Origin of the sequence: Vibrio sp. HA2012 (assembly GCF_002812955.1) — a bacterium.
Classification (GTDB): Bacteria; Pseudomonadota; Gammaproteobacteria; order Enterobacterales; family Vibrionaceae; genus Vibrio.
Genome location: NZ_PFXK01000005.1, coordinates 1 through 22,840 on the forward strand (window position 1 = coordinate 1; position 22,840 = coordinate 22,840).

The window sequence follows — 22,840 nt, forward strand, 5'->3', positions numbered from 1 at the left end:
TTCCGACGTCTCGGAAAACCAAGTAGTTCTCTCAAAGTTACTTTCATTAACGGCGCGGAAAATAAATCCTTTAGGAGATTTTTAGGATTTTTTTCAAAAAAAATATTTTTGCACTGAACAGCGCTATTTGGAGGAAAAAAACTAAAGTTGCTGAGTATCTGGTCGATAGCGGTTGTTTTTTATAAAAAAAAAGCCCCATTCTTTGAGAGAACTGGGGCTGGTTGCAAGCCAGATGCCTATGTGGAGATCGAGAGAAATGTCACATAACCGGCTGTGCGGGGCGCATTAATAATATTTAAATCTTCAGCAATATGAGAGTGAGAGAGCCTCCAACTATCCTATTAATAATGCTGTTGCCAAATAGCTTCCTTTACCGGAGAGTTCACGTCTGAACCCCCTGTTAATGTAAAGTCCGGCTATTTCTGCCATAACCACTACTGAAGCAGTGACATGGCAGAGTTTGGCAACTGTTTTGCCTGAGCAAGTATGGAAGTACCTGCCTGTTGCAAAATCTGGTTTTTAGTTAATTCTGTTGTCTCTTTGGCAAAGTCCGTATCTTTGATCCGGCTCTTCGACGATTCAACGTTTTCCTGAATATTCGACAGGTTGTTGATACTATGCGTCAAGCGGTTCTGTTTGGCACCCAGGTCTGCCCGCTGACTGTCTACATACTTCAGTGCCGCATCCAGAATACCGACGGCATTCTGCGCACCTTTTACTGATGTAACATCAACATCCTGTGCTGTGGTTCTCACCGCTTCAGCTCCGGCCAGACCAACTTCACTGGCAAGCCCTCCGGAAATATCCAGACCCTGTGCTAAATCAGGTGTAGCAACAAAGACCTGAAGCATACCGTTTTCACCAACCGACGCTTTGAGCTTATCAGTCTGACCATTGATATAGGTTGCCAGCTCTTCAATGTCATCACCGGCTTTTGCCTGAATATCGATAACAAGATCTTCACCATCTTCGGCTGCACCGGCGAACGTAAACTTAAGGTCACTCGCTTCAGGTCGTACCTGCCAGTCTTTACTAATAGTTTCACCTTCCGGCAGAGAAGAGAAGAAAGAAGCACCACCCATGCGGAAATCATCAGCACGGATACTGGTCAGCCCCATAATCATCGCTTCACCAGAGTTAGAACCAATCTGGAATGCAGCTTCACCAAATGAACCATTCAGCAGACGACGACCACCAAATGAAGTCGTTTCGGCAATACGGTTCAATTCATCCTGCAGAGCAGTGACCTCTTCATTAAGCGCCTGACGCTCTGAAAAAGAGTTTGATCCATTCGCTGACTGCAGTGACAGATCACGCATACGCTGAAGGATTGCGGTTGACTCGTTCATCGCACCTTCCGCAGTCTGCGCAATAGAGATGCCATCATTAGCATTTCGCATCGCCACATCCAGACCCCGAGACTGAGCTTTCAATCGGTTCGAAATCTGCAAACCTGCTGCATCATCTTTTGCACTGTTGATCTTGTGACCAGATGATAACCGCTCCATAGAGGTATTCAGATTATCAGTCGCTTTATTCAGATAGCGCTGAGACGTCATTGCCGCGACGTTAGTACTTACTGTAACAGCCATTTTTGCTCTCCTTTGAGTTCGCAAGCTTTCTGCGAAGCGGCCAGCTATAGTCTCATTTGGATAAGCACTGACCGAGTGTTTACTTGCTGAATCGGATGACAACACCCGATCCAATATGTATTTTTACCTTACTTACATATATACAAGTAGCGTGCCACTTTTTATTTTTTTCTTGATGAATTTAAAAATAAACAAAAACATCATCTTATACAGTAAGTTAGATTCAACCTCAAAATCATTTACCATTGAATCTCCCCCCTTAAGACAACAGAAAAGCGGCAATATTTTAACCGGCAAGTTTTGCCGCATTTTATATTCCGCCCGGCAATATCTCTTCTGGAAATTGCCTGCCTTGTCTTTCCTGTCTTTCATCACTTCCTGACCGCACATACGGCATCAGCACATAAGGCAGTGGTCAGTTATCAGTTCAGATAATTAAACAAGGTCAATCCTTTCACTTTACCGAATGCTTTCTGTGAAGCTTCCAGTGCCAGTGAGTTTTCGTTGAACTCGACAACCGCCTGAGCATAGTCGAGATCCTCAAAACTACTTCTTGATTTTGCCAACGTCAGTTTAAAGTCTTCATGCTGGTCTTCCTGGATATCCAGTGTCTTTAACCGTGAACCGATATCGGTATGAACCTTAGTCAAATGTACAAAGCCGGCATTCAGCTCTTCGGTCACCCGGTGTAGATCAGCCGTAGATGATGCATCCGATACAGAGGCATCCTGCAAATCAATGGCTCTTTTCAGTGAATCAAAAATACTGATTTTTTCCTTCGCTTTCAGAGTAATACTGTCTCCGGCAGTGATTTGCCCTTTTAACTTAATATTCAGATCTTCGTACTGAATACCTTCTTTTAGATCCAGTTTATCCGCCGCGACAACACTACCATCTTCTTCCAGCTGATAGCCGTAGCCACCATCCCCCCAATCTACAAACGTTATTGTGTACTCGGGCTTATCTTCTGCAGCGATGTTATCGGAAACCAGTGAATAACTATTGGTTGCCCTTTCCAACAGAAGTTCCGAGCCACTTTGCAGTTTGTACTCCGGTACATAATCACCAAACGGATTTTCAACTTCCATATACACGGCACTGCCGGGACTGTTCAGCGGCATTTCAATCTGATTGGATATTTTCATTTCACGGTAATACTGGTCTCCAGCGTAAGTCACTTCATTCTGACTATTACGGAAAAAAGGCTGGTCCTTAGATTTAGTACCGGAAAAGATGTAGTTTCCCAGTTCATCCTGGCTATTGCCCGTACTCATCAGGTTAGTAAAAATTTCCTGCAGTTCACGACACTTCGCTATCCGATCTTCTTCAGAATGCGCACCATTAATCATTTCCATTACGGTACGTTTAGCGGTATCAACCTGCTCTTCGGAATTACCTATCAGTACTTCATTATGTTCCAGGCGGTTACGTACCAAAACAATGGCATCCATATATTGACGCAGCATCTCTTCCTGCTGACCAATGTTCTGCAGATAATGTGTTGCCAGCGGATCATCACTAGAATTCAGCAGCTTTTTACCTGAAGCCAATTGTTCCTGATTGTGCTGGATTTTTACTTCCTGATTTCTCAGGTCATTCTGTACAGCCTGAAAACTGTGGAAGCTTGAAATTCGACCAACCATCTACCCGCCTCCTATCTCAGTTGCAAAATTGTGTTGAAGGTATCATTAGCGGTCTGCATTATCCGCGATGAAGCCATGTAAGCCTGCTGAAAACGCATCATATTGGCGGCTTCTTCATCCAGGTTAACCCCGGAAACGGAAGCAATACGTTCTTCAGCAGCTTCTTTTTCCAGACGAGAAACCTCTGTCAGCCTTTCTGACGTTGACTTTTTCAGTCCCATTTCAGTATTGAGGTTGTGGTACACATCAATCACTGTTGAGCTGCCACCATCCAGTTTTTTATCCGTACTGAGATTCTGCATCTTCAGCAGATTGCCGTTGTCACCTTCAGAGCGGACTAAATTTGCCGCAAAGCGGTCATCGGCAAGAGCACCGGCAGTTAATACAAACGTAGTTGCCTCTGTTGCTGGTTCCCCGTTGTCTTTCAACATACCGGCAGGAGGATAGACGGTCACCGCACTTTCCGGCGGATAAGCCTGCGGTTTCAACAGCACGTTACCCTGCATATCCAGTACGGCAAACTGATCACCTTTAGGAGAAACCAGAACCTGAAATTCTTTCAGATCCCCGGCTTCTGTTACTCTGAAACTAGCTTCCCCTCTCTCAAAGGTCTTTGAGCTTTCATAACTCTGTGCCGCAATCTTTTCCGGGTCATTAATCAGTAATCTGAGTTGTTCTGCACCATAGCGAACCGGACGAATCATCAGTTTTTCTCCGTCCTCTGGTGGCTCTCTGACTTCAATCGCCAGCCCGTCAAACACCAGTTTTCCGTCATAGGAGCGCGGTTTCAGTTGTACAACTTCACCTTCTGGTTTCGTCAGCGTATAACCGCCATCAGCATAGCGCAGTGAGTAATCACCAACCTGAATTTGGCTGATATCTTCGATTGCAACACGCATCTCCGCTTGTGAATCTTTATCCTGAATTACCCGGGATTTCTGAATCTCATCCGAATTCATATCCGTAAACATCAGAGCACCAACTTCACCACGCATATCCAGACCATGAGCCTGTAGATTATTGACCTCATACGCCATTGCAGTTGACACCCTACCCAGTTCATCCTGAACCAGAGGAACCAGTTCATCCCGCATTCTGAACAGGGAAGACAGACGGCCGTCAATACCATCATTGGTAATCACTTTCACTCCTTCCCCTTCAATCAGAGCCAACCGACGCTGATTGGCATCCGGAGAACCATGCACCATGGTTAGCGTACTAGCCTCTGAGCCGGAGACCAGCGTGTGACCATTACCGATGTGCACATTGAAACCTTCATTATTCTCCCGCTTAGTTACCGTCACTTTGGTGTATTCAGACAGCTCTTTGATCAATCTTTCGTGGGTATCCATCAAATCATTGTGTGGCCCCGGTGTACGCATCATCAGACGATGTACATCACGAATTTCAACAGCCAGCTGATTCATTCGCTGCACTGCAACATCCAGTTTCTTATTGGTATCGGCTGATTGCTGCCGCACAACTTCATAAAAGTTGTTCATACTTTTGGAAATCAGTTCTGCTTTTTCCAGTACGACCTTACGGGCTCCAAGGTCATTCGGATTCTGGGTCAGGGTTTTGACGGCATCGAACCATTCATTCAAATTTTCCGGAATTTTAGTTGATGCCTGAGATGAGAGCAGACCGGTCAACGATTCCAGATTGAGATCTGTATCGCTGTTCTTATTGAATTCCGTGGTAGAGGTATTCAGTTCATTGACGGCAAACTGATCCCACGAGCGGCGAACATTTTCCACATGCACGCCCATGCCGTAGTTTTGACCGCCAAGTTGCCTCGGCATGTTGGTAGCCTGAATAACCGACTGGCGGTTATAACCATCGGTATTGGCATTTGAAATGTTATGACCTGTGGTGTTGAGTTGTCTCTGAGCGGTTAATACGCTCTGAGTACCAACATTCAACAAATCCGATGCCATAAAGCCCCCAACACAGTGAAAAGAAATAGGTTAAGATAATTCATCTATGTGGGGATTTTGCAATATGTATGCCAGACTGCTACATACGATCGATTCTGGCCTTCACATCCAGTATTTTGTCAGCATAATCAGGGTCAGTAGCATACCCTGCCTGATGAATACCACGAATAAAGGATTCAGAGTTACCATTATGTGCCAGTGCCATCTGGTACCTCGGATTCTGGTTGAGGAAACGAACAAAGTCGTTAAAACTTGCCTGATAATCAGGGTAAGAACGGAAAGCAGCACGCTCCTGCACAGGAATATTATCATGAAATTCCAGAGTCTGCGTAGCAACTTTATCACCTTTCCAGCTGCGATCTGCCTTAATATTAAACAGGTTATTACTGCTGCCTTGAGAGTTTTTAACGACTTTCTGTCCCCAGCCGGTTTCCAGAGCGGCCTGAGCCAGCAGCAACGACGGATCAACACCCAGAGCATCTGCCGCTTGCTCTGCATATGGTCTCATAGAGTGAACAAACTGTTCCGGTGATTCGAAAACAGGAGATGGTTCCTTCTCAGAAGCCATTCGCCGGGTTCGCATCACCTGTAGAGTCTCTTCTGCCGCTTTCACAGCATGACTCTGGTCTACCGGCATACGCTGAATACCGTTCAGAGCCGCTTCACGTATTGCAATTTCTGACTCATCACTCTCCATACCAGCACCAAGCTGAGCCACAATCATATCAGCCAAGCCCAAAGAACCGGATGCACTCAGCTCGCTGGCCATTTGCTCATCCAACATTTGACGATAAAAATCCTGATTCTGACTTTTCATCAGATCGGATTCAAATGTGGCATTGGCGTCACGCATGGATTTAAACAACATACTGGTAAAGATAGATTCAAATTGTTTGGCCGCGGCTTTCAGTGCCGCTTTTTCATCACGACTGTCACCGTTTATGGCGTTCTGACGCAGTTTATCCAGGCTGGCAATATCATGGATAAAGCCGATGTCATTTGGATTGTTCACCATTGCCTTATTCCTTAAATAATAATCAGCTGGCCTTCAATCGCTCCGGCCTGTTTCAGCGCCTGCAGAATCGCCATCAGATCAGAAGGTGCAGCTCCCACTTCATTAACCGCACGAACCAGATCATCCAGAGTCAATCCGGGTTCAAACTTAAACATCTTGCCGGATGCTTCACTGACTTCGATATCAGAATCAGGTACAACCGTTGTCTGTCCATCCGACAGAGGATTAGGCTGACTTACATTCAGTTTTTCTTTGATTGCCACCGTCATCCCCCCATGAGTTACGGCGGCAGGTTTCAGCCGGACATGCTGACCGACCACAATCGTACCGGTACGGGAGTTAACAATAATTTTTGCTGCCCCTTCTGCCGGATTAAATTCCAGATTCTCGATAGCGGAAAGGAAAGCCACTCGCTGACTCAAATCCCGGGGAGCACGGACTTTTACTGATGTCGCATCAACTGGGGAAGCCATCTGCGGGCCAAGAAAATTATTCACAGCATCAGCCATACGCTGAGCCGTTGTAAAATCAGATTCCAGTAGATTGAAGGTAATATAATCGCCACGGCCAAACGGATTCGGGATCTCTCGCTCGACCATTCCGCCACCGGAAATCATACCGACAACTGGGTTATTTCCCACAATTTTTGAACCGTCAGCACCTTCTGCACTGAAACCACTAACCACTAAATTTCCTTGTGCAACAGCGTAGACTTCACCATCCAGACCTTTCAGGAAGGTCTGCAACAAGGTGCCTCCACGCAAACTTTTTGCAGAACCAATGGAAGAAACGGTAACATCAATCTGTTGCCCCTGTTTGGTAAATGCCGGCATATCTGCCGTAACGATAACGGCAGCAATATTTTTAGCATTAGGTTTGGTTCCCTGAGGCAGCTGGATGCCGAAATTCTGCAACATGGCACTGAAGCTTTGATTAGTGAAAGGCGTAGACTCGCCAGTACCCGGCAATCCGGTAACCAGACCATAACCCACCAACTGGTTACTTCTGACTCCGGCAACTTTTGCTACATCTTTAATTCTCGCTGCATAGGCTGAGGTTGCCATCATCATTAAGCTAAGAATAACCACAGTTAACTTTTTCATTCCCGAAAACCTTCTGCCTGTTGCCAAAAATTCGACTTTTTCTTTCAACTAAAGCGAGACATTAAAAAATCGTGCCAAAAATCCAGGTTCCTGCATGTCCTGCTGATCGCCGGTGCCGGAATACTGAATACGGGCATTGGAAATGCGGGTTGAATCTATAGTATTATCGTAAGCAATGTCACCCGGACGGATTGTGCCGCTCAGGCGAATATATTCTTCCCCTGTGTTCAGCGTCAGCCATTTTTCCCCCCGGATAACAAGATTGCCATTAGCCAGTACATCAATAACCTCAACCGAAATCGAGCCACTAATGCTGTTGCTCTGGTTGGCCGAAGCATTTCCGGTGAAGTTATTATTATTAGACAGTTCATAAGAGAAGTTGTAATCGCCAACTTTTAACTCGTTCCCCCCGACAGACAGCGGATCCATTGAAGCATCATTCGTTTTTGATAACCCAGCATCTGCACTTTTAGCTGCTTTAGTCTGTTCCTGCAAAAGCACCGTCACAATATCGCCGACACCATGGGGCTTTGAATCATCATACAAACTGCTGGCATGGGCAGTATTGAACAGAGAGCCGGTCGCAGCGGCATAATGGGAAGATTTTTCCGTTGGATGTACCGGTGACCAGGCCGGGTCTCCGGCAACCGGATCCGTTCTGTCACGTAGTGTATCAACAAGCCCGGTAGAAGTATCATCCGACTTGTCCCCTTCGATCGCATCCACAACCGTAGTTGGTTGAGCCGTTTCTGTCGTTTCTTCTGTTGATAATGCAGAACAACCGGAAAGGATCAGTATCAATAAGCATCCAAACAATCGTTTCATAACAGCCTACTCGCTTTAATCAGGATATCCGCTACACATCAGCTTATAGCTGCTGGTTTACAAAGCTCTGCATTTTATCCACTGCAGAAATTACTTTAGAATTCATCTCATAAACACGCTGCGCTTCAATCATATTGACCAGTTCCTCTGTGACATTAACATTAGAGGTTTCCAACATGGACTGACGAATGTCGCCCAGACCTTCCAGACCCGGAACCCCTTCCTGTGGTTCACCACTTGCCCCAGTCGGCAGGTAAAGATTCTGCCCGACCGGTTCCAGACCACCCGGATTGATAAAATCAACCGTTGTTATCTGTCCGACGACCTGGTTATCCTGCTGACCACGCACTCTAACCGACACTTCACCATCATTGCCAACAGTAATAGAAATTGCATCAGCAGGAATGGTGATTTCCGGCTGCAGTGCATAACCGGCACCGGAGGTAACAATCATGCCTTCGTCGTTAAGAGTAAACTGTCCATTACGGGAATAACCAATATTGCCATCCGGCATCAGGATCTGGAAAAAACCATCTCCTTCAATCATCATATCCAGACTGTTATTGGTTGTTTGCGCATTACCATGCGTATGAATCTTCTGTGTTGCAACAACCTTAGACCCCGCCCCCAGCATCAGACCACTCGGCAATTCGGTATTTTGTGATGACTGGCCTCCGGGCTGATTGATGTTTTGGTAGAAAAGATCCTCAAACACTGCCCGACTTTTTTTGTAACCTACCGTTGAGGCGTTAGCCAGGTTGTTTGAAATAGTTGCAATGTTGGTCTGCTGAGCGTCAAGACCGGTTTTACTTACCCATAATGCAGGATGCATAGCTTACCCCTTTTCTATCCGTTAGCTCATACGCAGCAGAGAATCGGATGCTTTATCCATATCTTCTGCGCTGCTCATCAGTTTGACTTGCATTTCAAACTGGCGCTGTAAATCGATTAAATTTGTCATTTCACTGACGGCATTGACGTTACTGCCCTCGACGGCTCCGGTCAGCAACTTGACTCCGGCATCAGCAATATACTCTCCGGCAGGATCTTTAGACTGAAACAGACCGTTCGCCCCTTTGAATAAGGTACGGTTATCAGAGCGAACCAGCTTGATTCGGTCAACCTGTTCCATCGCATTCGCAGGTGCGCCCTGAGGCAAAACAGAAATGGTACCGTCACGACCGATTTCAACTTTTGCCAGAGGAATTGGCAAAGTTATCGGGGCTCCGTTATCCCCCAGCACTAAATGTCCATTACCATTAGAAAGCAGACCGGTTTCATCAATATGCAGATTACCGTTACGGGTTAAGCCTTCTTTACCGGTTTTATCCAGAACCGAGATCCAGCCGTCACCTTCAATGGTTACATCAAGATCCCGCCCTGTAGTAATAACACTACCCTGAGCAAAATTATTTCCCGGACGCTCTGTCATGCTGAACACACGCGATGGCAAACCGTCACCGTAAGCCTGCATCGAACGGGCCTGAGCCAGATCGGCACGAAACCCGGTCGTACTGACGTTGGCAAGGTTGTTCGCCCTGAGCTGCATTTCCTGCATATTTTGTTTAGCGCCGCTCATGGCAAGAAACAGTGCACGATCCATAATATTGCTCCAAAAGTCATTTCTGATTAAGACAAAGCAATAGATGTGCCAAGAAAATTAATACTTATTTAACAAGTAGATAGAATGAAATTTGGTGAGTTTTTTTGAAAGAGGCAAAAAATAGATACCTTTCTTTGCCGCCGGATGCGGCAACCATACCAGACGGCAAGCGTCCCTGCGTCTGGTACCCAGATGATGAACAGTAATGATACCAGCAGGACATCGACTTCACCCTGCCGGCACAATTTATTCGTTAGATTTGATAGCAGATTAACGAATCTGCAAAATAGTTTGCTGAGTCTGGTTATGTACTTCAAGAGAACGGGAGTTCGCCTGGAAGTTACGCTGAGCAGAGATCAGGTCAACCAGTTCCTGAGTCATATCGATATTCGATTGTTCCAGAGCACCATTGGAGATCGAACCGAACGAACCTTTATTCGATTCCCCCCAGATTTTATCACCGGAATATTCGGTAGAATCCCACTGAGTTCCGCCTTTTTTATCCAGCCCCTGCTCGTTTGCCACCCGGGCAAGAGCAACACGTCCCAGAGTCACGTTCTCGCCGTTGGAATAAGTACCCAGCACGCTGCCGTTTTCATCAAAATCCAGTTTGGTCAGGAAGCCGGTTGTCGCTCCGTCTTCATCAAACTTGGTCAGCTCAAACGGAGCCGCAAACTGAGTAGCTGCATCCAGACCGAAACTGAGGATCTGAGTCGGGTCACCGCCGTTCAGATCAATCGGTGGTGTACCTGAGCCTAATGCATCAGACACAATAGGCTGCCCGTTATTCAGACTGGCCAGTGTACCATCATTGTTAAATTTCAGTGTATGTCCGACCTGACCATTACCGCCGCTCGCATCCCCACCCGTAATATTCAGAGGTTTTTCCCCTTCTTTATCCGTTACTGTGTAGTACGCCTGCCAGGTATTCGGCTGAGTCATATCCTTCAGATAATAAGTCGTCATCTTGTAGGACTGTCCCATCGAGTCATAAATGGTCGATGAGGTAGAACGGTTATAAGTTTCCGCATCAGAAAAATCAAACAGCGCGGGATCATGCAGATCACCATTTGCTGGCAGGTTAACACCAACGACTATATTGGAGGTCTGCTTTGGTTTACCAAACTCCGCGGGAACATTCAGCGGCGTAGGCTCATAGGAGAGAACATCACCTGTATCCGGATTCACCTGATAACCCAGCAGATATTCCTCATTCGAAGTAACCATGTAGTTATCTTTATTCAGGTGAAATGCGCCATTACGGGTCAATTCACTTTGAGCTGGATTCATACGATCTTTTGATACAGCAAAAAATCCGGTGCCGCCGATACGCAAATCCAGCGGGTTATTAGTATAAACACTTGACCCTTCATGGAACTGCTGGGCAACTTTGGATGCCTGAACACCACCGCCAGGAGTGGTTTTCGCGTTAGTAAAAATAGAACTGGAATAAACATCACCGAATTCAGCACGAGACTCTTTAAAGCCAAAGGTGTTGGCGTTCGCAATGTTATTACTGGTCGTGTTTAAGTCTAACTGAGCAGCAGATAAGCCGCTTAAAGATATATATGACATTTCAAAATCTCCTATCTAGCCAGCGTGGTTACGCTTTGCCAACTTCGAGTACTTCAGCAAGTCGAACTGGCGAATCAAAACCAGCCAGATTGAGCAGTACATTACCATCACCTTTTCCGAGAAGAACACTATTTACATTTGCATAGGTCGAAACCTCAAACTCCGTATTCTCTCCATTAAGCAAACCTGCCGCTTTCACTTTGTATTTGCCGGCCGGCAATGGATTACCGTTTTCATCTTTACCGTCCCACTCAATCCGGTTATCACCGGAAGGAGTCGCCCCCATATCCAGAGTACGTACTAACTGACCAAGCTCATCTTCCACCCGGACAAACAAGTTATCCACCGACTGAGGAAGCTTAACCATTGCCGCCATGCTTGCGTTGTCTTGCTTAATACCGGCAGCTCCGGGGACTAAAACATCACGTCCGACAAGCGATGACGCCTGCAAAGCCTGGTTAGAGGTCATCGATGAATTTAAGCTTTCAAACTGACCATTCATCTTGTTAATACCATCAACGGTTGCAAATGAAGCCATTTGCGCAATCATCTGGTCATTGCTGACCGGCTTAAAAGGATCCTGCTGAGCAAGTTGCTTAGTGAGCAGCGATAAGAAGTCTTCTTGTTTAAGATCCTGCTTACCAGTGGTTTCACTTGCTTTATTTTGCTCCTGAAGATTTTTAAGCTGATCAACATAGGACAAGCCGCTTTGACCAACATTGTTGATTGCCATTACGCTATCTCCTTATCCTTATTGACCCATCTGCAGCGTACGCAGCAGCATTTGTTTACTTGCATCTGCCACCTGAACATTCGTCTGATACGAACGAGAGGCAGAAATCATGTTTGCCATTTCTTCCATTACATTAACGTTAGGTTTGTATATATACCCTTCATCATTAGCCAATGGATGCTCCGGGTTATACTCAGCCTGCAGAGGCTTGTCACTCTCAACAATCCCCAGAACTTTAACTGGTATAGTATGATCCCGATTGTATTTCGCTCTACTCAACTCAGCACCAAATACCGCATGGCGGGCTTTGTAAGTTTCTTTAGCTGAACCGCTGACACTATCGGCGTTGGCCAAATTACTAGAGGTCGTATTTAGACGAACAGATTCGGCACTCATTGCTGAACCAGTCACATTGAATACATTAAATAAGCTCATCTAATTATTCCCCTTTAATTGCCTTAGTTAAGTTTTTGAATTTACTTCCTAAGAAATCCAGAGATGCCTGATGACGAATTTGATTCTGCATAAACAGATTTCGCTCCAGATCCACATCAACCGTATTACCATCACCGGTATCCGGCTGAGTCGGCAAACGGTACATCTTTTCCCCGGTCACATTCGTAGTGGCAGCAATATGCCGTTCATTTGTCCGGTTAAGACCAAAGTTTGCCCCCGACGTTGCCGCCTGAAGTGCTTTGTCAAAGTCCATTCCTTTCGCCTTAAAACCGGGCGTGTTCGCCTGAGCAATATTGCTTGAGATGATCTCTGCATTGCGCTCACGAACTCCGACCGTATGCTGGTGGATTCCCAGTGCGTTGTTGAAAGAAATGGCCATACCGTGCCTCTGCGTTTATAAATGACTTACAGTTAAAAGTTAGCAATCATCATGCCAGAATGCATGTTTACCCAATGTCTTTTTATTTATTCAGAGATGAGCAATTCTCAGGCCAGAATCAATGAGGATAAAATGACCCGGTATTTAACCAATAGTTAAGTGCTGCATGCATTCCTTCGAGGGAAGAAGATGTTTCATAACCATTGAAAATGGCGCAATGTAGTTCCCACGCAAAAGCGTGGGAAAGAGGCTGTTAATGATGAAGGGAGAATATGCTGTTCCTTCAGAGTACCGGGCTAATGCCGGTTCTCTGTACCTAAGTAGCTTCTGGATACCTGAATACAGACTATTTCAGTTTATAAATGATGCCAGGATTACACCGAACCATTTCAAACTTATCTGTCAGGCCAGTCAGAGACTCTGATGCCCCAAGCAACAGATAACCGCCCGGGTTCAACGTATTAGCAATAGAGTTTAATACCTGAGATTTCATCTCTGGCGAAAAGTAGATTAATACGTTGCGGCAAAAAACAATGTCGAATTTACCCAGTAACGCATAACTTTCCATCAGATTCTGCGGCCGGAAATTGACCATGCGCTTAACATTATCTTTTACCTTCATCTTGCCGCCGCCAGCCTCTTCAAAGAAAGCTCGCCGACGTTCGGGCGACAATCCTCTACCCAGAGCAAGATTGTCATACACACCAGCACGACACATATCCAGCATACTGGCAGAAATATCGGTTGCCGTAATGGCAATATTAGGAATAAGCCCCGGTCTTTTCTGCTGGGTTTCAAGAATCGTCATCGCGATGGAATACGGTTCCTGTCCTGACGAACTGGCGGCCGACCAGATCTTTATCGGCCGTTTTTTCTGTGCCACTTCCGGCAATAATTTTTCAGCCAGAACAGAAAATGGATAGCTATCACGAAACCAGAGTGTTTCATTGGTTGTCATTGCATCAACAGCTGCAACTCTGAGTTCGCGGTTCCGCCCCGTAACCACATCACGCAGAAGATCAGACAAAGACCCCGTATTAAACTTAGAAACAAGTGGACTCAGACGGCTCCGAACCAGATACTGCTTGCTGTTCCCCAGAACAATCCCGCATTGCGATTCTAAGAAGCGACTAAAATCTTTATATTCCTGGTCACTTATTGATATAGCTGTCATCAATTTCTCTTTTTATTTTTACTTACTGCAGCCTTAACCGCTGCGCCCAGCTCATCCGGATTAAACTTAGCAATAAATTCATTTGCGCCGACACGCTCAACCATAGCCTGGTTAAAAACACCACTTAAAGAAGTGTGAAGAATGATATGCAAATCTTTCAAATCCGGATGGCGGCGAATCTCAGCAGTGAGAGTATAACCATCCATCTCAGGCATTTCGATATCGGATATTACCAGAGATATCTGCTCATACACACTACCATTTGCTGCCATTTCAACAAGTTTATTGTAGGCTTCTTTTCCGTCTTTCACAGCAACCGCTTCAAAACCAATAGATTCAATGGCTCTTTGCACCTGCTTACGTGCCACTGTCGAGTCATCCGCAATCAGAATACGGCGCACGATAGGCTGTTCTGCTTCCTGCTCTGCTTCGGCGATTTCATCCGCTATGGTTGAACTCATAGCCTCATTAACAGGACAAATCTCAGCCAGAATTTTCTCAACATCAATAATTTCGACCAGTTCATTATCGATATTAGTCACTGCGGTAAGATAATTACTGCTACCGGCACCTTCAGGCGGAGGAAGAATAGATTCCCAGTGCATATTGATAATGCGTTCCACAGACGCCACCAGAAAGCCCTGCACCGTACGGTTAAACTCAGAAATAACGACAAAACATTTTTCAGGATTCTGCGTCGGACGTCCGCCAATCGCCAGGCTAAGGTCAATAACAGAGATAGTCTGTCCCCGAATATGAGCAACCCCGACCACCATTGGGTTCAGATTCGGCATTGCTGTAAGTTTGGGACACTGCAGGACTTCTTTGACTTTAAATACGTTGATGCCATACCGCTGACGGCCCATCAGACGAAACAGTAATAATTCCAGCCTGTTCTGACCTACTAGCTGTGTGCGCTGATTCACTGTATCCAGAATGCCGCTCATAAACTCAACTCCAATTCAAACATATGGGTAAAAAATGATAATCTAATAAGCTATTGTAAAGAAAGCACACAAACAGGCTGTCGTCCAATAAGGTATATCCGCTATGTACTCGACCTCTAATACTAAAGCTTTATATAAATCTCTTAATAAATCTATCGGTTTTTTGATCTTTTTCTTTAGCCTATTCTGCCATGCAGCGACACAAGAACAGCTTGATACCATTAAAAAAGCGGCGGAAGCTCACGTAAATAGTACCGTTCAGCTTCCTGTTAATGGCAAACTAGTGGCTGAAGCTGCGGATCTGGATACCCGCATAAGAGCCACAGATTGTCCTTCTCCGCTCAAAACATCATCCAATACCCACAGCCACACCACCAGTAACATCACTGTTCTGGTAGAATGCCCCGAAGATGACTGGCGCATTTATGTTCCGGTCAGAACATCTGTCTCCATGCCATTAGTCACAGCGACCCATTCTTTAACCCGCGGGGCTCTGATCATGGCAGAAGATGTTACCCTGTCGATGATTGAACTGCATGCTTACCGGCGGCAGGGATTTACAGCCACTGATCAAATTGTAGGCGCTAAACTGAAGAAAAACATCCGTACAGGTGATGTACTTGAACGTAATGATGTATGTGTCGTGTGCAGAAATGAAAAAGTGATGATCAAAGCAGTCAAAGGTGAACTGGCGATCACAACAAAAGGAACCGCTTTAAGTGATGGAGCCATCGGCGAACAAGTCAGAGTGAAAAATGACAAATCTAATCGTATAATCGACGGTGTTGTGACCGGAGTTGCTGAAATAACAGTATATTTTTGATGGGATATAACGCACACTAGTAATAAGTATAATTTGTGACTAAAAAAGTCTAAAGTTCAGACTTTCATGGTCGATATCCTGTATACACCATTCTAACCAGACAAGCAAAAGGCTTTTATTATGGCAGGCATAGATAACATTCGTGCGGGTCAGACTATGACAACAGGTCGTAGCCAGACACGTACAGAGTCGAAGGCTTCGGAGCGTTCTGACTCTGCACCAGAAGCAAAAGGCAGCCGGGATTCCGTATCATTAAGCCAGCAGGGTAAAGCTATGGGTCAGCTTCATCAGACAATGGCATCACAGCCAAGCTTTGACAGCGCAAAAGTCGCAGCAATAAAAGAGGCCATTGCTAATGGTTCTTACCGGGTCGATGCCGAAAGACTTGCTGATAATATGATAAGATTTGAAAATGAGCTGGGCGGGCTGTAACCCCAGCCGGTCTTAATAATGATCCGACTAAGCGATGATCCGACTAAGCTATGGCAAAACTTGCAGATCTTATTGACTTTCAGGTAAAAAACGCCCGTTCACTTTCTGAATTACTGGAAAAAGAGAAAGTGGCGATAGTGAAGCGCGTCTCCAAAGAAATAGAGCAGTTGGCAAAAGACAAGCTGACTTTGCTTGAACAGCTTCAGCAAACCGACCAACGCATTGCAGCCCATCCGGATATCAGCCTGCTTACTGAGGATGAATTGCTGAAAGAAAAAGTTTCCCTTATCCGTTCTATTATGCATGACTGCCGACAGGTTAATGAAATCAATGGTGAAGCTCTGCAACGGGCAAAACTCAGCTTTAATAAACTGAATAATATGATGCAAGCCAGCCGGGGAAAAATGGGAATGACTTATGATGCTGGTGGTAAAACTAAAAATATCACCACTCTGGGTACGAATATCAAAGCATAAACATCCAATTGCATCAGGATTCATTCAGTTCATACATATACAAAAACAGCAGGCTGATAACCTGCTGTTTTTGTATATGTAAAGAAGAAATGATTTATTAAGTTCTCTAAAACAGAGTCTGCTGCCTTTTCTTCGGAACCTGCTGAACTTCCCCGTAGTCTCTCAGCCGATCCATTTTATCAATATCCAGTTGCAGCTCAGTTACATAACTGTCCCCTACCGGGTAACTACGGATAACCTCTGCCCCTCGGATCACGCCATCAACCGCGCCGGAGGTACGCTCTTCGCCCAGACGCTGATCTTTCAGATCCGCTCTGCCACTGACTCTCATTCCGTAAATCTGTTCAGCCATCTCACGATAAGCATCTATTTTTGAAGCCCGCATTGCTCGTACACGTTTTTCTTCATCAGTACGGCCTTTCTGCTCACTGATACTCGCATAGCCTACGGCAACCAGAACATTATCATCGCGCATAGCCTGCAATGGCTGACAACCAGAAACAACGATCACCATAGCAATTATGGCCAGAAACTTTTTCATCATATTCTCCTGAACTGACTACGGACGTAAAACAATCGTATTAGATGATGTACGTGTCGGATCCGAACGGATAATCAGTCCATCCTGAGTCCGGATTGCATTCATCGTGTCCAGATCGCGGCCAATTCGATCCGCCGGCAGGAATGCCTGTGCCGTTGCCACCACGATCCGGCTGCGCATTGCCACAACCCGGGCATTAACCAGTACACCACCTTCCTGACGCAGCATGGTGCCTGTCAGCACATACTGAACTTCCTGCTCTTGAGCCAGCTCTTTCCAGTCACGACTGAGAGCAAAATCTCCCTGAGAAGTCACCCGGATAGAGCCTGTAGTTTTAAAATCAACAACTTTAAAACCTCGGCGCTGAAGCTGATGAATAAAACCTTCAGAAACCGAATTTCCCAACCAGTTTGTTGTATCCATATATTGCAAATCAACAAATGACGTAACCGCAATCGGAGTACGGGCGGAAATACTGGTATTAGACGCCACCAGTTCATCCGTCATACTTTCAACGAAAAAATCCATTGTGTGGCGCGGATTGTCCATCAGCAGAAAGCGGCTCCCCGGATAGGGTTCCTTACCATTGTAAATGGGCGAATACGAGCAGGATGCCATCAGCACCGTCATTGCTACAATAAACCATTTCTTCATTATCTTCTTCTCCGGATATACTTGTCAGGTGTTGCCATGACACCTTTGTTATCTGGCTGATTGTTCCGATATCACCTTTATTTCATTAAGATAACAGCTAACTGGAACAATCCTTGCTTTTCTGTCTTTGCCCAGAACAAAAAACCAACACCTAAAACCGTTACTTTGAACATAAGCAAAAATTATACCCACTTGGGAATGGACTGATGAAAAAACGACTTCTTACTTATATCCCCCTGCTGATCCTCTTTTTCTTTGGCAATATCGCCAATGCGGCCTGGTTCGAAGTTACCGGCTCAGCAACGATTGTTGCTTCACAAAATGAGGCTAGAATCCACGCACTGGAAGATGCCCTATATCAGGCGATGAAATATGCAGGAGCGGATATCGGTTCACTCAGCGGACTACTTCCTTTTCTTGAAGAAGATAAACAAGAGTACCAGTTTACCAATCATGAAGTCCGCTATTTAAGAGTGGTTGACAAAGTGATTATCGATAACCGGATACAGGTCAGGATCCGGGTTGATATTTACCCATCGGCAACAGGTTGCCAGGTCGGGCAGTACAAAAAGACATTTTTAGTCGGTAATATTAATCTTGCCCATCCGGCACAAGCCGTCATGGGTCAAATCTATAAAATTGGCGATGACTTTAGCCATGTACTTAACCAGCAACTGGATATCGAATCCGTCAGCTTTATTTCTGTCGGCACTACGGATTATATGATCGACAAAAATCAGCCAGAGATGCTGAAGATGATCGCTGAAGATAACAATGCACAGTACATCATCGGTGGCACAATTACCGACCTGAGTGCCACCATTGAACAAAAACTCCTTGCTGATGATGTAGTCAACCGGCAATTTGCTCTGGAGATGCAGGTCTATGACGGAAAAACCGGGCATGAAATATACAGCAGAAATTATCGTGAAATAGCACACTGGCCTTTCCCGAAAACCAGTCAGGTCGATACCCGCAGCGCCCGCTTCTGGGATTCCAGCTATGGCGAAATGTTATTACGGGTCAGCCGTAAGATCATGCTGGATCTGGAAGCTGAACTTTCCTGTAAAATTACTCTGCCTCAGATTATTGCCAAACACGGCAATAACCTCGTCACGATTGATCTGGGTCGGATTCATGGCGTTGAAGTTGGTGACAGGCTACGTCTGTGGCATACCGGCGCATTTATTGATCAATATGGTCTGCCCAGAAACAAGGTCTCTCAAAGTGAGATCACACTGACCATTACTCGCACTTATGATCAGGAATCTGAAGCCAGCATTGACCAGCCTCAGCTTGCGCAGAGTATTCAAATTGGTGATGTCATGCATAAAGAAATGCAATGAACAATGCTGGCTAAATGCTTCGCGTTTTGAAAGAGTTTCAATGTTGGAATTAGAATAACCGTTAATTTCATCAGTCAGCCTCCTCTATCCGGGGCTGATTGATGAATTTATATCCTGTTCCAACCCCTTAACCATTTGTTTAATCTGGTGAAACTTGTATATAATAAAGGTTCTTACCGCGTCCCCTTAGTTCAGCCGGATAGAACAAGGGCCTCCTAAGCCTTAGACACAGGTTCAAATCCTGTAGGGGACGCCATTTTTCACTAAAATCTCATATTTTTCAATAAGTTAGAGCTAGATTGTTTTCTTTGTGGTGCCATTGTGGTGCCGGTAAACAAGGTACTCTAGAGGTACATACCAGACTTACTTTATTTGTATGTCAGGCTTTCACCCAAAGGCTTATCAAGAGAAGAACTCTTCCTTAACAGCTTTCTTTATAGAACCAGTGTGAAATATTCCCACTGAATAATAGTGCTGTAAACAAGGTGCACATATGAGGTCATTAATATATGCAGCGGAATTTTGATGACAACGGACACATAATCCATCAAGTGATCGCACAATGGTATTTTTTTGACTGTTAGAACCCCGAGATTTTCTAGGCTTCTTATAAGGTTTGGGGTTAAATCTAAGTTGTTCACTAGGAGTTGCAGCTATCAACGCTGGAGGCTCCATATTTGATTCTCCAATCATATCCGCAAGTTTTGCTTTAAGCTCTTTCTCTCTTGAAACATAACGCACGTGTGCCAACCAATAGCGCTTTCCAGTCTTCAGAACATAGTCCATGACTAAGTCTTTGAATGAGTCATATCTCTTTCCATCATACTGATTGTAAAGCAACTTCAGTGGTTCAAGATCTATATCAACTATAGAAACACCACTTTGCCCTTCTGCAACACAGTCGGGACGACCATGGTAACTAAAATGAAAGCCTATAGGGTAACCGTTAACATGGCACAAAATATCAAGTTCATGAAAAGGTGCAGATGGTTCTACTTCAAACTTATCTATTTTCAAATTATGGGCTTGAGTTACATACCCTGTCACCGTGTGCTCACGCCCAAAATTATCGTTTTCGGTAAAAATAACATTCCATTCTGGAAGCACTATTTCAAACGTACCTAATTCCCTAAAACACTGCTTGATAACCAGCCTTGCTACAACACAAAATGAATACTCACATTCGACTGCTTCTTCTTGATCTTGTTTGGCCTTCTTATCATGAGCAAAGTGATGCACCATCTTTTCTGGATCGCCTTTCTTTGCCACTAAGTTCTGCTTGCAGCTTGGACAAATACAACCACATGCCCTACCCCGTACAACCTCACTCACGTCATAGTACTTATTGTCTTTTAAACCAAATGGAATTAGCACTGCGTAACCTCAAGAAAAGCCATTACTCATAAGAACCTAAGTGCACAATATAAAACTAACTTGGGCAAATTTCATCTAATAAACGATACAAGTAATCAGAATCCCAATACACAATATTTGCCCTTATTTGCCCACCGGTTGTAAATCATAGTGTCACCGTTTTTCATTAACCCATTAACTTCTACAATCAAACCTTTATTATCAACAAGTTACATACAAACAATGAATGGTTAGTTTTCTGATTAATAAAGGGCAATATTTACAACCGGATTCACAATAAAAATTAATGAGGAGTTAATGAAAAAACTCTTTAATCTAAATATATTCCTTTGATTAATAAGGCTTTGGTTAAAGAGTTAATGAGAATTGACTATTTGATAAAAATTAGCCCCATAAACTGATGGCATCATCGCTATTTTTCAGAAACAACTGGCAATCTGTAAAGGGTCTTATTTGCTCTGCCGGATTTCTTTTCTATATGACCATCCTTTGCCATTGCCGCCAACGCTTTGCCAATAGCTCTGACATTGTTTTTAGCAATATCACAATACAAGCATACATCCGTTGCAGTCATCCACTCATAGTTTCTGACAGACGTTTCTTCTACACCAATAAACCTATCTTCCAGAACCACCTGCCAATTAGGTTTAAAGTTATGGATCTTATTAGCTTCCTGCGTTAGTTGTAATTCTGCCTCAGTCAGCATCCAAGACTCACCAGCTTCATAAAGGGCTTTTACTTCCAGCCAAAGCTGTTGCAGCTCTTCTGGATGAGTCTGAACAACACGACCATTCTGGTATTCCCAACCCAGCAACTGGTTCACGCAATCCATATCAACGGGTTTATCCAGTTCAATTACTGCATAGCGACTTGAACCCGTTTCATCCCGCAAAAATTCCGTTCCGTTAACCGTAGCAATAAACAAAGTTTGCCGGTTCTTTTTAATGTCTGTGCGCGCATACGGCGGACGGACACTATCAACTGATCTTGTGACAAATGCCTTTAAACTACCCTGGCTATTCTTAGACGTTCTTTCCAGCTCCCCCAGCTCAACAATAAGGCTTTTGATACAACTTAAAACAGAATCTTTATTATCAGGATTCAGTTCTGCCCCTTCCAAGAAAATCCCTTCAGCAAAATTCGCCAGACGGCTGATAAACGCTGTCTTCTTAAAAGATTGTCCACCTTGCAAGACAGGAACAAGCTTACTGGAAAAACGGTCTTCATACAGGCAAGCGACCACTGAAACAAACCACCGCTTCATTACAATCTCAGCAAGCTTCAAATCTTTTGCATTCATAGCAGCAATAAGTGGCTTTAATCGCGGCTTACCATCCCATTTATTTCCGTCCAGATAAGCTCTTGCCGGATGATAGGGGTTACCTTCACAAAGAGCGGTAAGATGATCATCAATGATTGTTTTTGGTAATCCTGCTTTCAGACATTCACTAACCAGAAAGCTCCGCTTCGACTCGTAGCTTTTACCAAGTGGTTCACCATAGGAAAAAAGCTCCAACTCAAGGTTCATCAGGTTTTGGGTTGGAGTAATCCCTAAACTATCCAACAACACCTTTAAATTTTCCGCTGTACCGATTGGCTTTCCGTAATCATTGGTATCAGGAAATACCAAAGTCGTTTCCCGAACCAGTTCCTGTTTGTCTACGGTTGAAATTGCATTCATAGTTTCCCTCCAATCAGCACGTCTGAGTAACCGTTCGGCTTTCCAGAAACGCATCCAGAGCTTCGATTGAATACATTACCTTTCTACCTAGCTTAATAAATGGCAGTTGATACCGTCCTGTGCTCGCCCATACTGCTAACGTACCTTCAGATACCCCCAGATACTCAGCCGCTGATTTGCGGTTAACCATGTTTGAATATTTGCCTGTTCTATGTTGTTTAATCACTTTAATTTCCTCTGTTTTTTAGTAGTCCGTGTTGGACAGAATTTAATTTAGAGGTAACAGCGACAAGAGCCAATTCAATTCGAGGGACGGATTTGGAGAGGGAAATTTTTCAGCAGGGCTGAAAGCCCCGTGAATAGGGGCTTTAAGGAAGGACGGATCGTAGATGAAATTTATAGTAACCGGGTATGTAAAATACACAGCCTTCTCTTTCAGGTATAGGGCTTACCCAGTTGGTAAAGAGAACACGTCGGCATCGACCAACTCATTTTTGGACAATTCTGAGTCAGTGACTTTGCTAAATTAGC

Annotated in this window: 23 protein-coding genes and 1 tRNA gene; 5 read left to right on the forward strand and 19 right to left on the reverse strand. The window is 44.7% G+C overall.

Going from position 1 to position 22,840, the window contains the following annotated elements; genetic code table 11:
• Nucleotides 1-434: 434 nt before the first annotated feature.
• The 14 genes from CSW98_RS10305 to CSW98_RS10375 all read right to left on the reverse strand — a co-directional run bounded on the left by CSW98_RS10305 (nucleotide 435) and on the right by CSW98_RS10375 (nucleotide 14,982).
• Nucleotides 435-1,592 (reverse strand): flagellin, encoded by a 1,158-nt coding sequence (locus CSW98_RS10305; protein ID WP_100800414.1) that lies wholly within the window; start codon nucleotides 1,590-1,592, stop codon nucleotides 435-437.
• 422 nt (nucleotides 1,593-2,014) lie between these two features.
• Nucleotides 2,015-3,235: a flagellar hook-associated protein FlgL gene (gene flgL, locus CSW98_RS10315; RefSeq protein WP_100800416.1), complete on the reverse strand. Its 1,221-nt coding sequence runs from the start codon at nucleotides 3,233-3,235 to the stop codon at nucleotides 2,015-2,017.
• Between the two features lie 11 nt (nucleotides 3,236-3,246).
• On the reverse strand, nucleotides 3,247-5,172 hold the full coding sequence (gene flgK, locus CSW98_RS10320) for a flagellar hook-associated protein FlgK (RefSeq protein ID WP_100800417.1): 1,926 nt from the start codon (nucleotides 5,170-5,172) through the stop codon (nucleotides 3,247-3,249).
• 79 nt (nucleotides 5,173-5,251) lie between these two features.
• Nucleotides 5,252-6,187, reverse strand: coding sequence for a flagellar assembly peptidoglycan hydrolase FlgJ (flgJ, locus tag CSW98_RS10325; protein ID WP_100800418.1), 936 nt, complete (start codon nucleotides 6,185-6,187; stop codon nucleotides 5,252-5,254).
• A gap of 11 nt (nucleotides 6,188-6,198) precedes the next feature.
• Nucleotides 6,199-7,290 carry a flagellar basal body P-ring protein FlgI gene (locus CSW98_RS10330; protein ID WP_100800419.1) on the reverse strand — a complete coding sequence of 364 codons (1,092 nt, stop codon included), beginning with the start codon at nucleotides 7,288-7,290 and terminating at the stop codon, nucleotides 6,199-6,201.
• 48 nt (nucleotides 7,291-7,338) lie between these two features.
• Nucleotides 7,339-8,115, reverse strand: a complete 777-nt coding sequence (flgH, locus tag CSW98_RS10335; protein ID WP_100800420.1) for a flagellar basal body L-ring protein FlgH — start codon at nucleotides 8,113-8,115, stop codon at nucleotides 7,339-7,341.
• Between the two features lie 43 nt (nucleotides 8,116-8,158).
• Nucleotides 8,159-8,947, reverse strand: a complete 789-nt coding sequence (flgG, locus tag CSW98_RS10340) for a flagellar basal-body rod protein FlgG (RefSeq protein ID WP_100800421.1) — start codon at nucleotides 8,945-8,947, stop codon at nucleotides 8,159-8,161.
• Nucleotides 8,948-8,968: 21 nt separating this feature from the next.
• A complete protein-coding gene (locus CSW98_RS10345) occupies nucleotides 8,969-9,718 on the reverse strand; it encodes a flagellar basal body rod protein FlgF (RefSeq protein ID WP_100800422.1) in 750 nt (249 codons plus the stop codon).
• Between the two features lie 270 nt (nucleotides 9,719-9,988).
• A complete protein-coding gene (gene flgE, locus CSW98_RS10350; protein ID WP_100800423.1) occupies nucleotides 9,989-11,293 on the reverse strand; it encodes a flagellar hook protein FlgE in 1,305 nt (434 codons plus the stop codon).
• A 28-nt stretch (nucleotides 11,294-11,321) separates the two neighbouring features.
• Nucleotides 11,322-12,026, reverse strand: a complete 705-nt coding sequence (flgD, locus tag CSW98_RS10355) for a flagellar hook assembly protein FlgD (RefSeq protein WP_100800424.1) — start codon at nucleotides 12,024-12,026, stop codon at nucleotides 11,322-11,324.
• 18 nt (nucleotides 12,027-12,044) lie between these two features.
• Entirely contained in the window at nucleotides 12,045-12,461 is a 417-nt protein-coding gene (flgC, locus tag CSW98_RS10360) for a flagellar basal body rod protein FlgC (protein ID WP_100800425.1), read from the reverse strand.
• Between the two features lie 4 nt (nucleotides 12,462-12,465).
• Entirely contained in the window at nucleotides 12,466-12,861 is a 396-nt protein-coding gene (gene flgB / locus CSW98_RS10365; RefSeq protein WP_100800426.1) for a flagellar basal body rod protein FlgB, read from the reverse strand.
• A gap of 346 nt (nucleotides 12,862-13,207) precedes the next feature.
• Nucleotides 13,208-14,035 carry a protein-glutamate O-methyltransferase gene (locus CSW98_RS10370; protein WP_100800427.1) on the reverse strand — a complete coding sequence of 276 codons (828 nt, stop codon included), beginning with the start codon at nucleotides 14,033-14,035 and terminating at the stop codon, nucleotides 13,208-13,210.
• The gene (locus CSW98_RS10375; protein ID WP_100800428.1) at nucleotides 14,035-14,982 is read right to left on the reverse strand and encodes a chemotaxis protein CheV; all 948 of its coding nucleotides are present in this window, start codon (nucleotides 14,980-14,982) and stop codon (nucleotides 14,035-14,037) included. Before CSW98_RS10375 ends, CSW98_RS10370 begins: the two co-directional genes overlap by 1 nt.
• Before the next feature lie 103 nt (nucleotides 14,983-15,085).
• Here CSW98_RS10375 and flgA point away from each other — a divergent pair, with 103 nt between their 5' ends.
• From flgA to CSW98_RS10390, 3 genes are all read left to right on the forward strand, one after another.
• Nucleotides 15,086-15,805 (forward strand): flagellar basal body P-ring formation chaperone FlgA, encoded by a 720-nt coding sequence (flgA, locus tag CSW98_RS10380; RefSeq protein WP_100800429.1) that lies wholly within the window; start codon nucleotides 15,086-15,088, stop codon nucleotides 15,803-15,805.
• Nucleotides 15,806-15,925: 120 nt separating this feature from the next.
• On the forward strand, nucleotides 15,926-16,237 hold the full coding sequence (gene flgM / locus CSW98_RS10385) for a flagellar biosynthesis anti-sigma factor FlgM (protein ID WP_100800430.1): 312 nt from the start codon (nucleotides 15,926-15,928) through the stop codon (nucleotides 16,235-16,237).
• A gap of 50 nt (nucleotides 16,238-16,287) precedes the next feature.
• The gene (locus CSW98_RS10390; RefSeq protein WP_100800431.1) at nucleotides 16,288-16,713 is read left to right on the forward strand and encodes a flagella synthesis protein FlgN; all 426 of its coding nucleotides are present in this window, start codon (nucleotides 16,288-16,290) and stop codon (nucleotides 16,711-16,713) included.
• Between the two features lie 106 nt (nucleotides 16,714-16,819).
• Here CSW98_RS10390 and CSW98_RS10395 read toward each other — a convergent pair whose 3' ends face one another.
• On the reverse strand, nucleotides 16,820-17,254 hold the full coding sequence (locus CSW98_RS10395; RefSeq protein WP_100800432.1) for an LPP20 family lipoprotein: 435 nt from the start codon (nucleotides 17,252-17,254) through the stop codon (nucleotides 16,820-16,822).
• A gap of 18 nt (nucleotides 17,255-17,272) precedes the next feature.
• The gene (locus tag CSW98_RS10400; RefSeq protein WP_100800433.1) at nucleotides 17,273-17,908 is read right to left on the reverse strand and encodes a FlgO family outer membrane protein; all 636 of its coding nucleotides are present in this window, start codon (nucleotides 17,906-17,908) and stop codon (nucleotides 17,273-17,275) included.
• Between the two features lie 206 nt (nucleotides 17,909-18,114).
• On the opposite strand from CSW98_RS10400, the gene CSW98_RS10405 reads away from it, so the two are divergent.
• Together CSW98_RS10405 and CSW98_RS10410 are read left to right on the forward strand one after the other, a co-directional pair.
• A complete protein-coding gene (locus tag CSW98_RS10405) occupies nucleotides 18,115-19,254 on the forward strand; it encodes a flagellar assembly protein FlgT (protein ID WP_100800434.1) in 1,140 nt (379 codons plus the stop codon).
• A 180-nt stretch (nucleotides 19,255-19,434) separates the two neighbouring features.
• Nucleotides 19,435-19,510 (forward strand) — tRNA-Arg (locus CSW98_RS10410).
• Between the two features lie 146 nt (nucleotides 19,511-19,656).
• Here CSW98_RS10410 and CSW98_RS10415 read toward each other — a convergent pair.
• The 3 genes from CSW98_RS10415 to CSW98_RS10425 form a co-directional block, all read right to left on the reverse strand.
• Nucleotides 19,657-20,628, reverse strand: a complete 972-nt coding sequence (locus CSW98_RS10415; RefSeq protein ID WP_100800435.1) for a competence protein CoiA family protein — start codon at nucleotides 20,626-20,628, stop codon at nucleotides 19,657-19,659.
• A 412-nt stretch (nucleotides 20,629-21,040) separates the two neighbouring features.
• On the reverse strand, nucleotides 21,041-22,309 hold the full coding sequence (locus CSW98_RS10420; protein ID WP_100800436.1) for a VapE domain-containing protein: 1,269 nt from the start codon (nucleotides 22,307-22,309) through the stop codon (nucleotides 21,041-21,043).
• Nucleotides 22,310-22,322: 13 nt separating this feature from the next.
• On the reverse strand, nucleotides 22,323-22,535 hold the full coding sequence (locus CSW98_RS10425) for a helix-turn-helix domain-containing protein (protein ID WP_232733510.1): 213 nt from the start codon (nucleotides 22,533-22,535) through the stop codon (nucleotides 22,323-22,325).
• Nucleotides 22,536-22,840 lie beyond the last annotated feature (305 nt).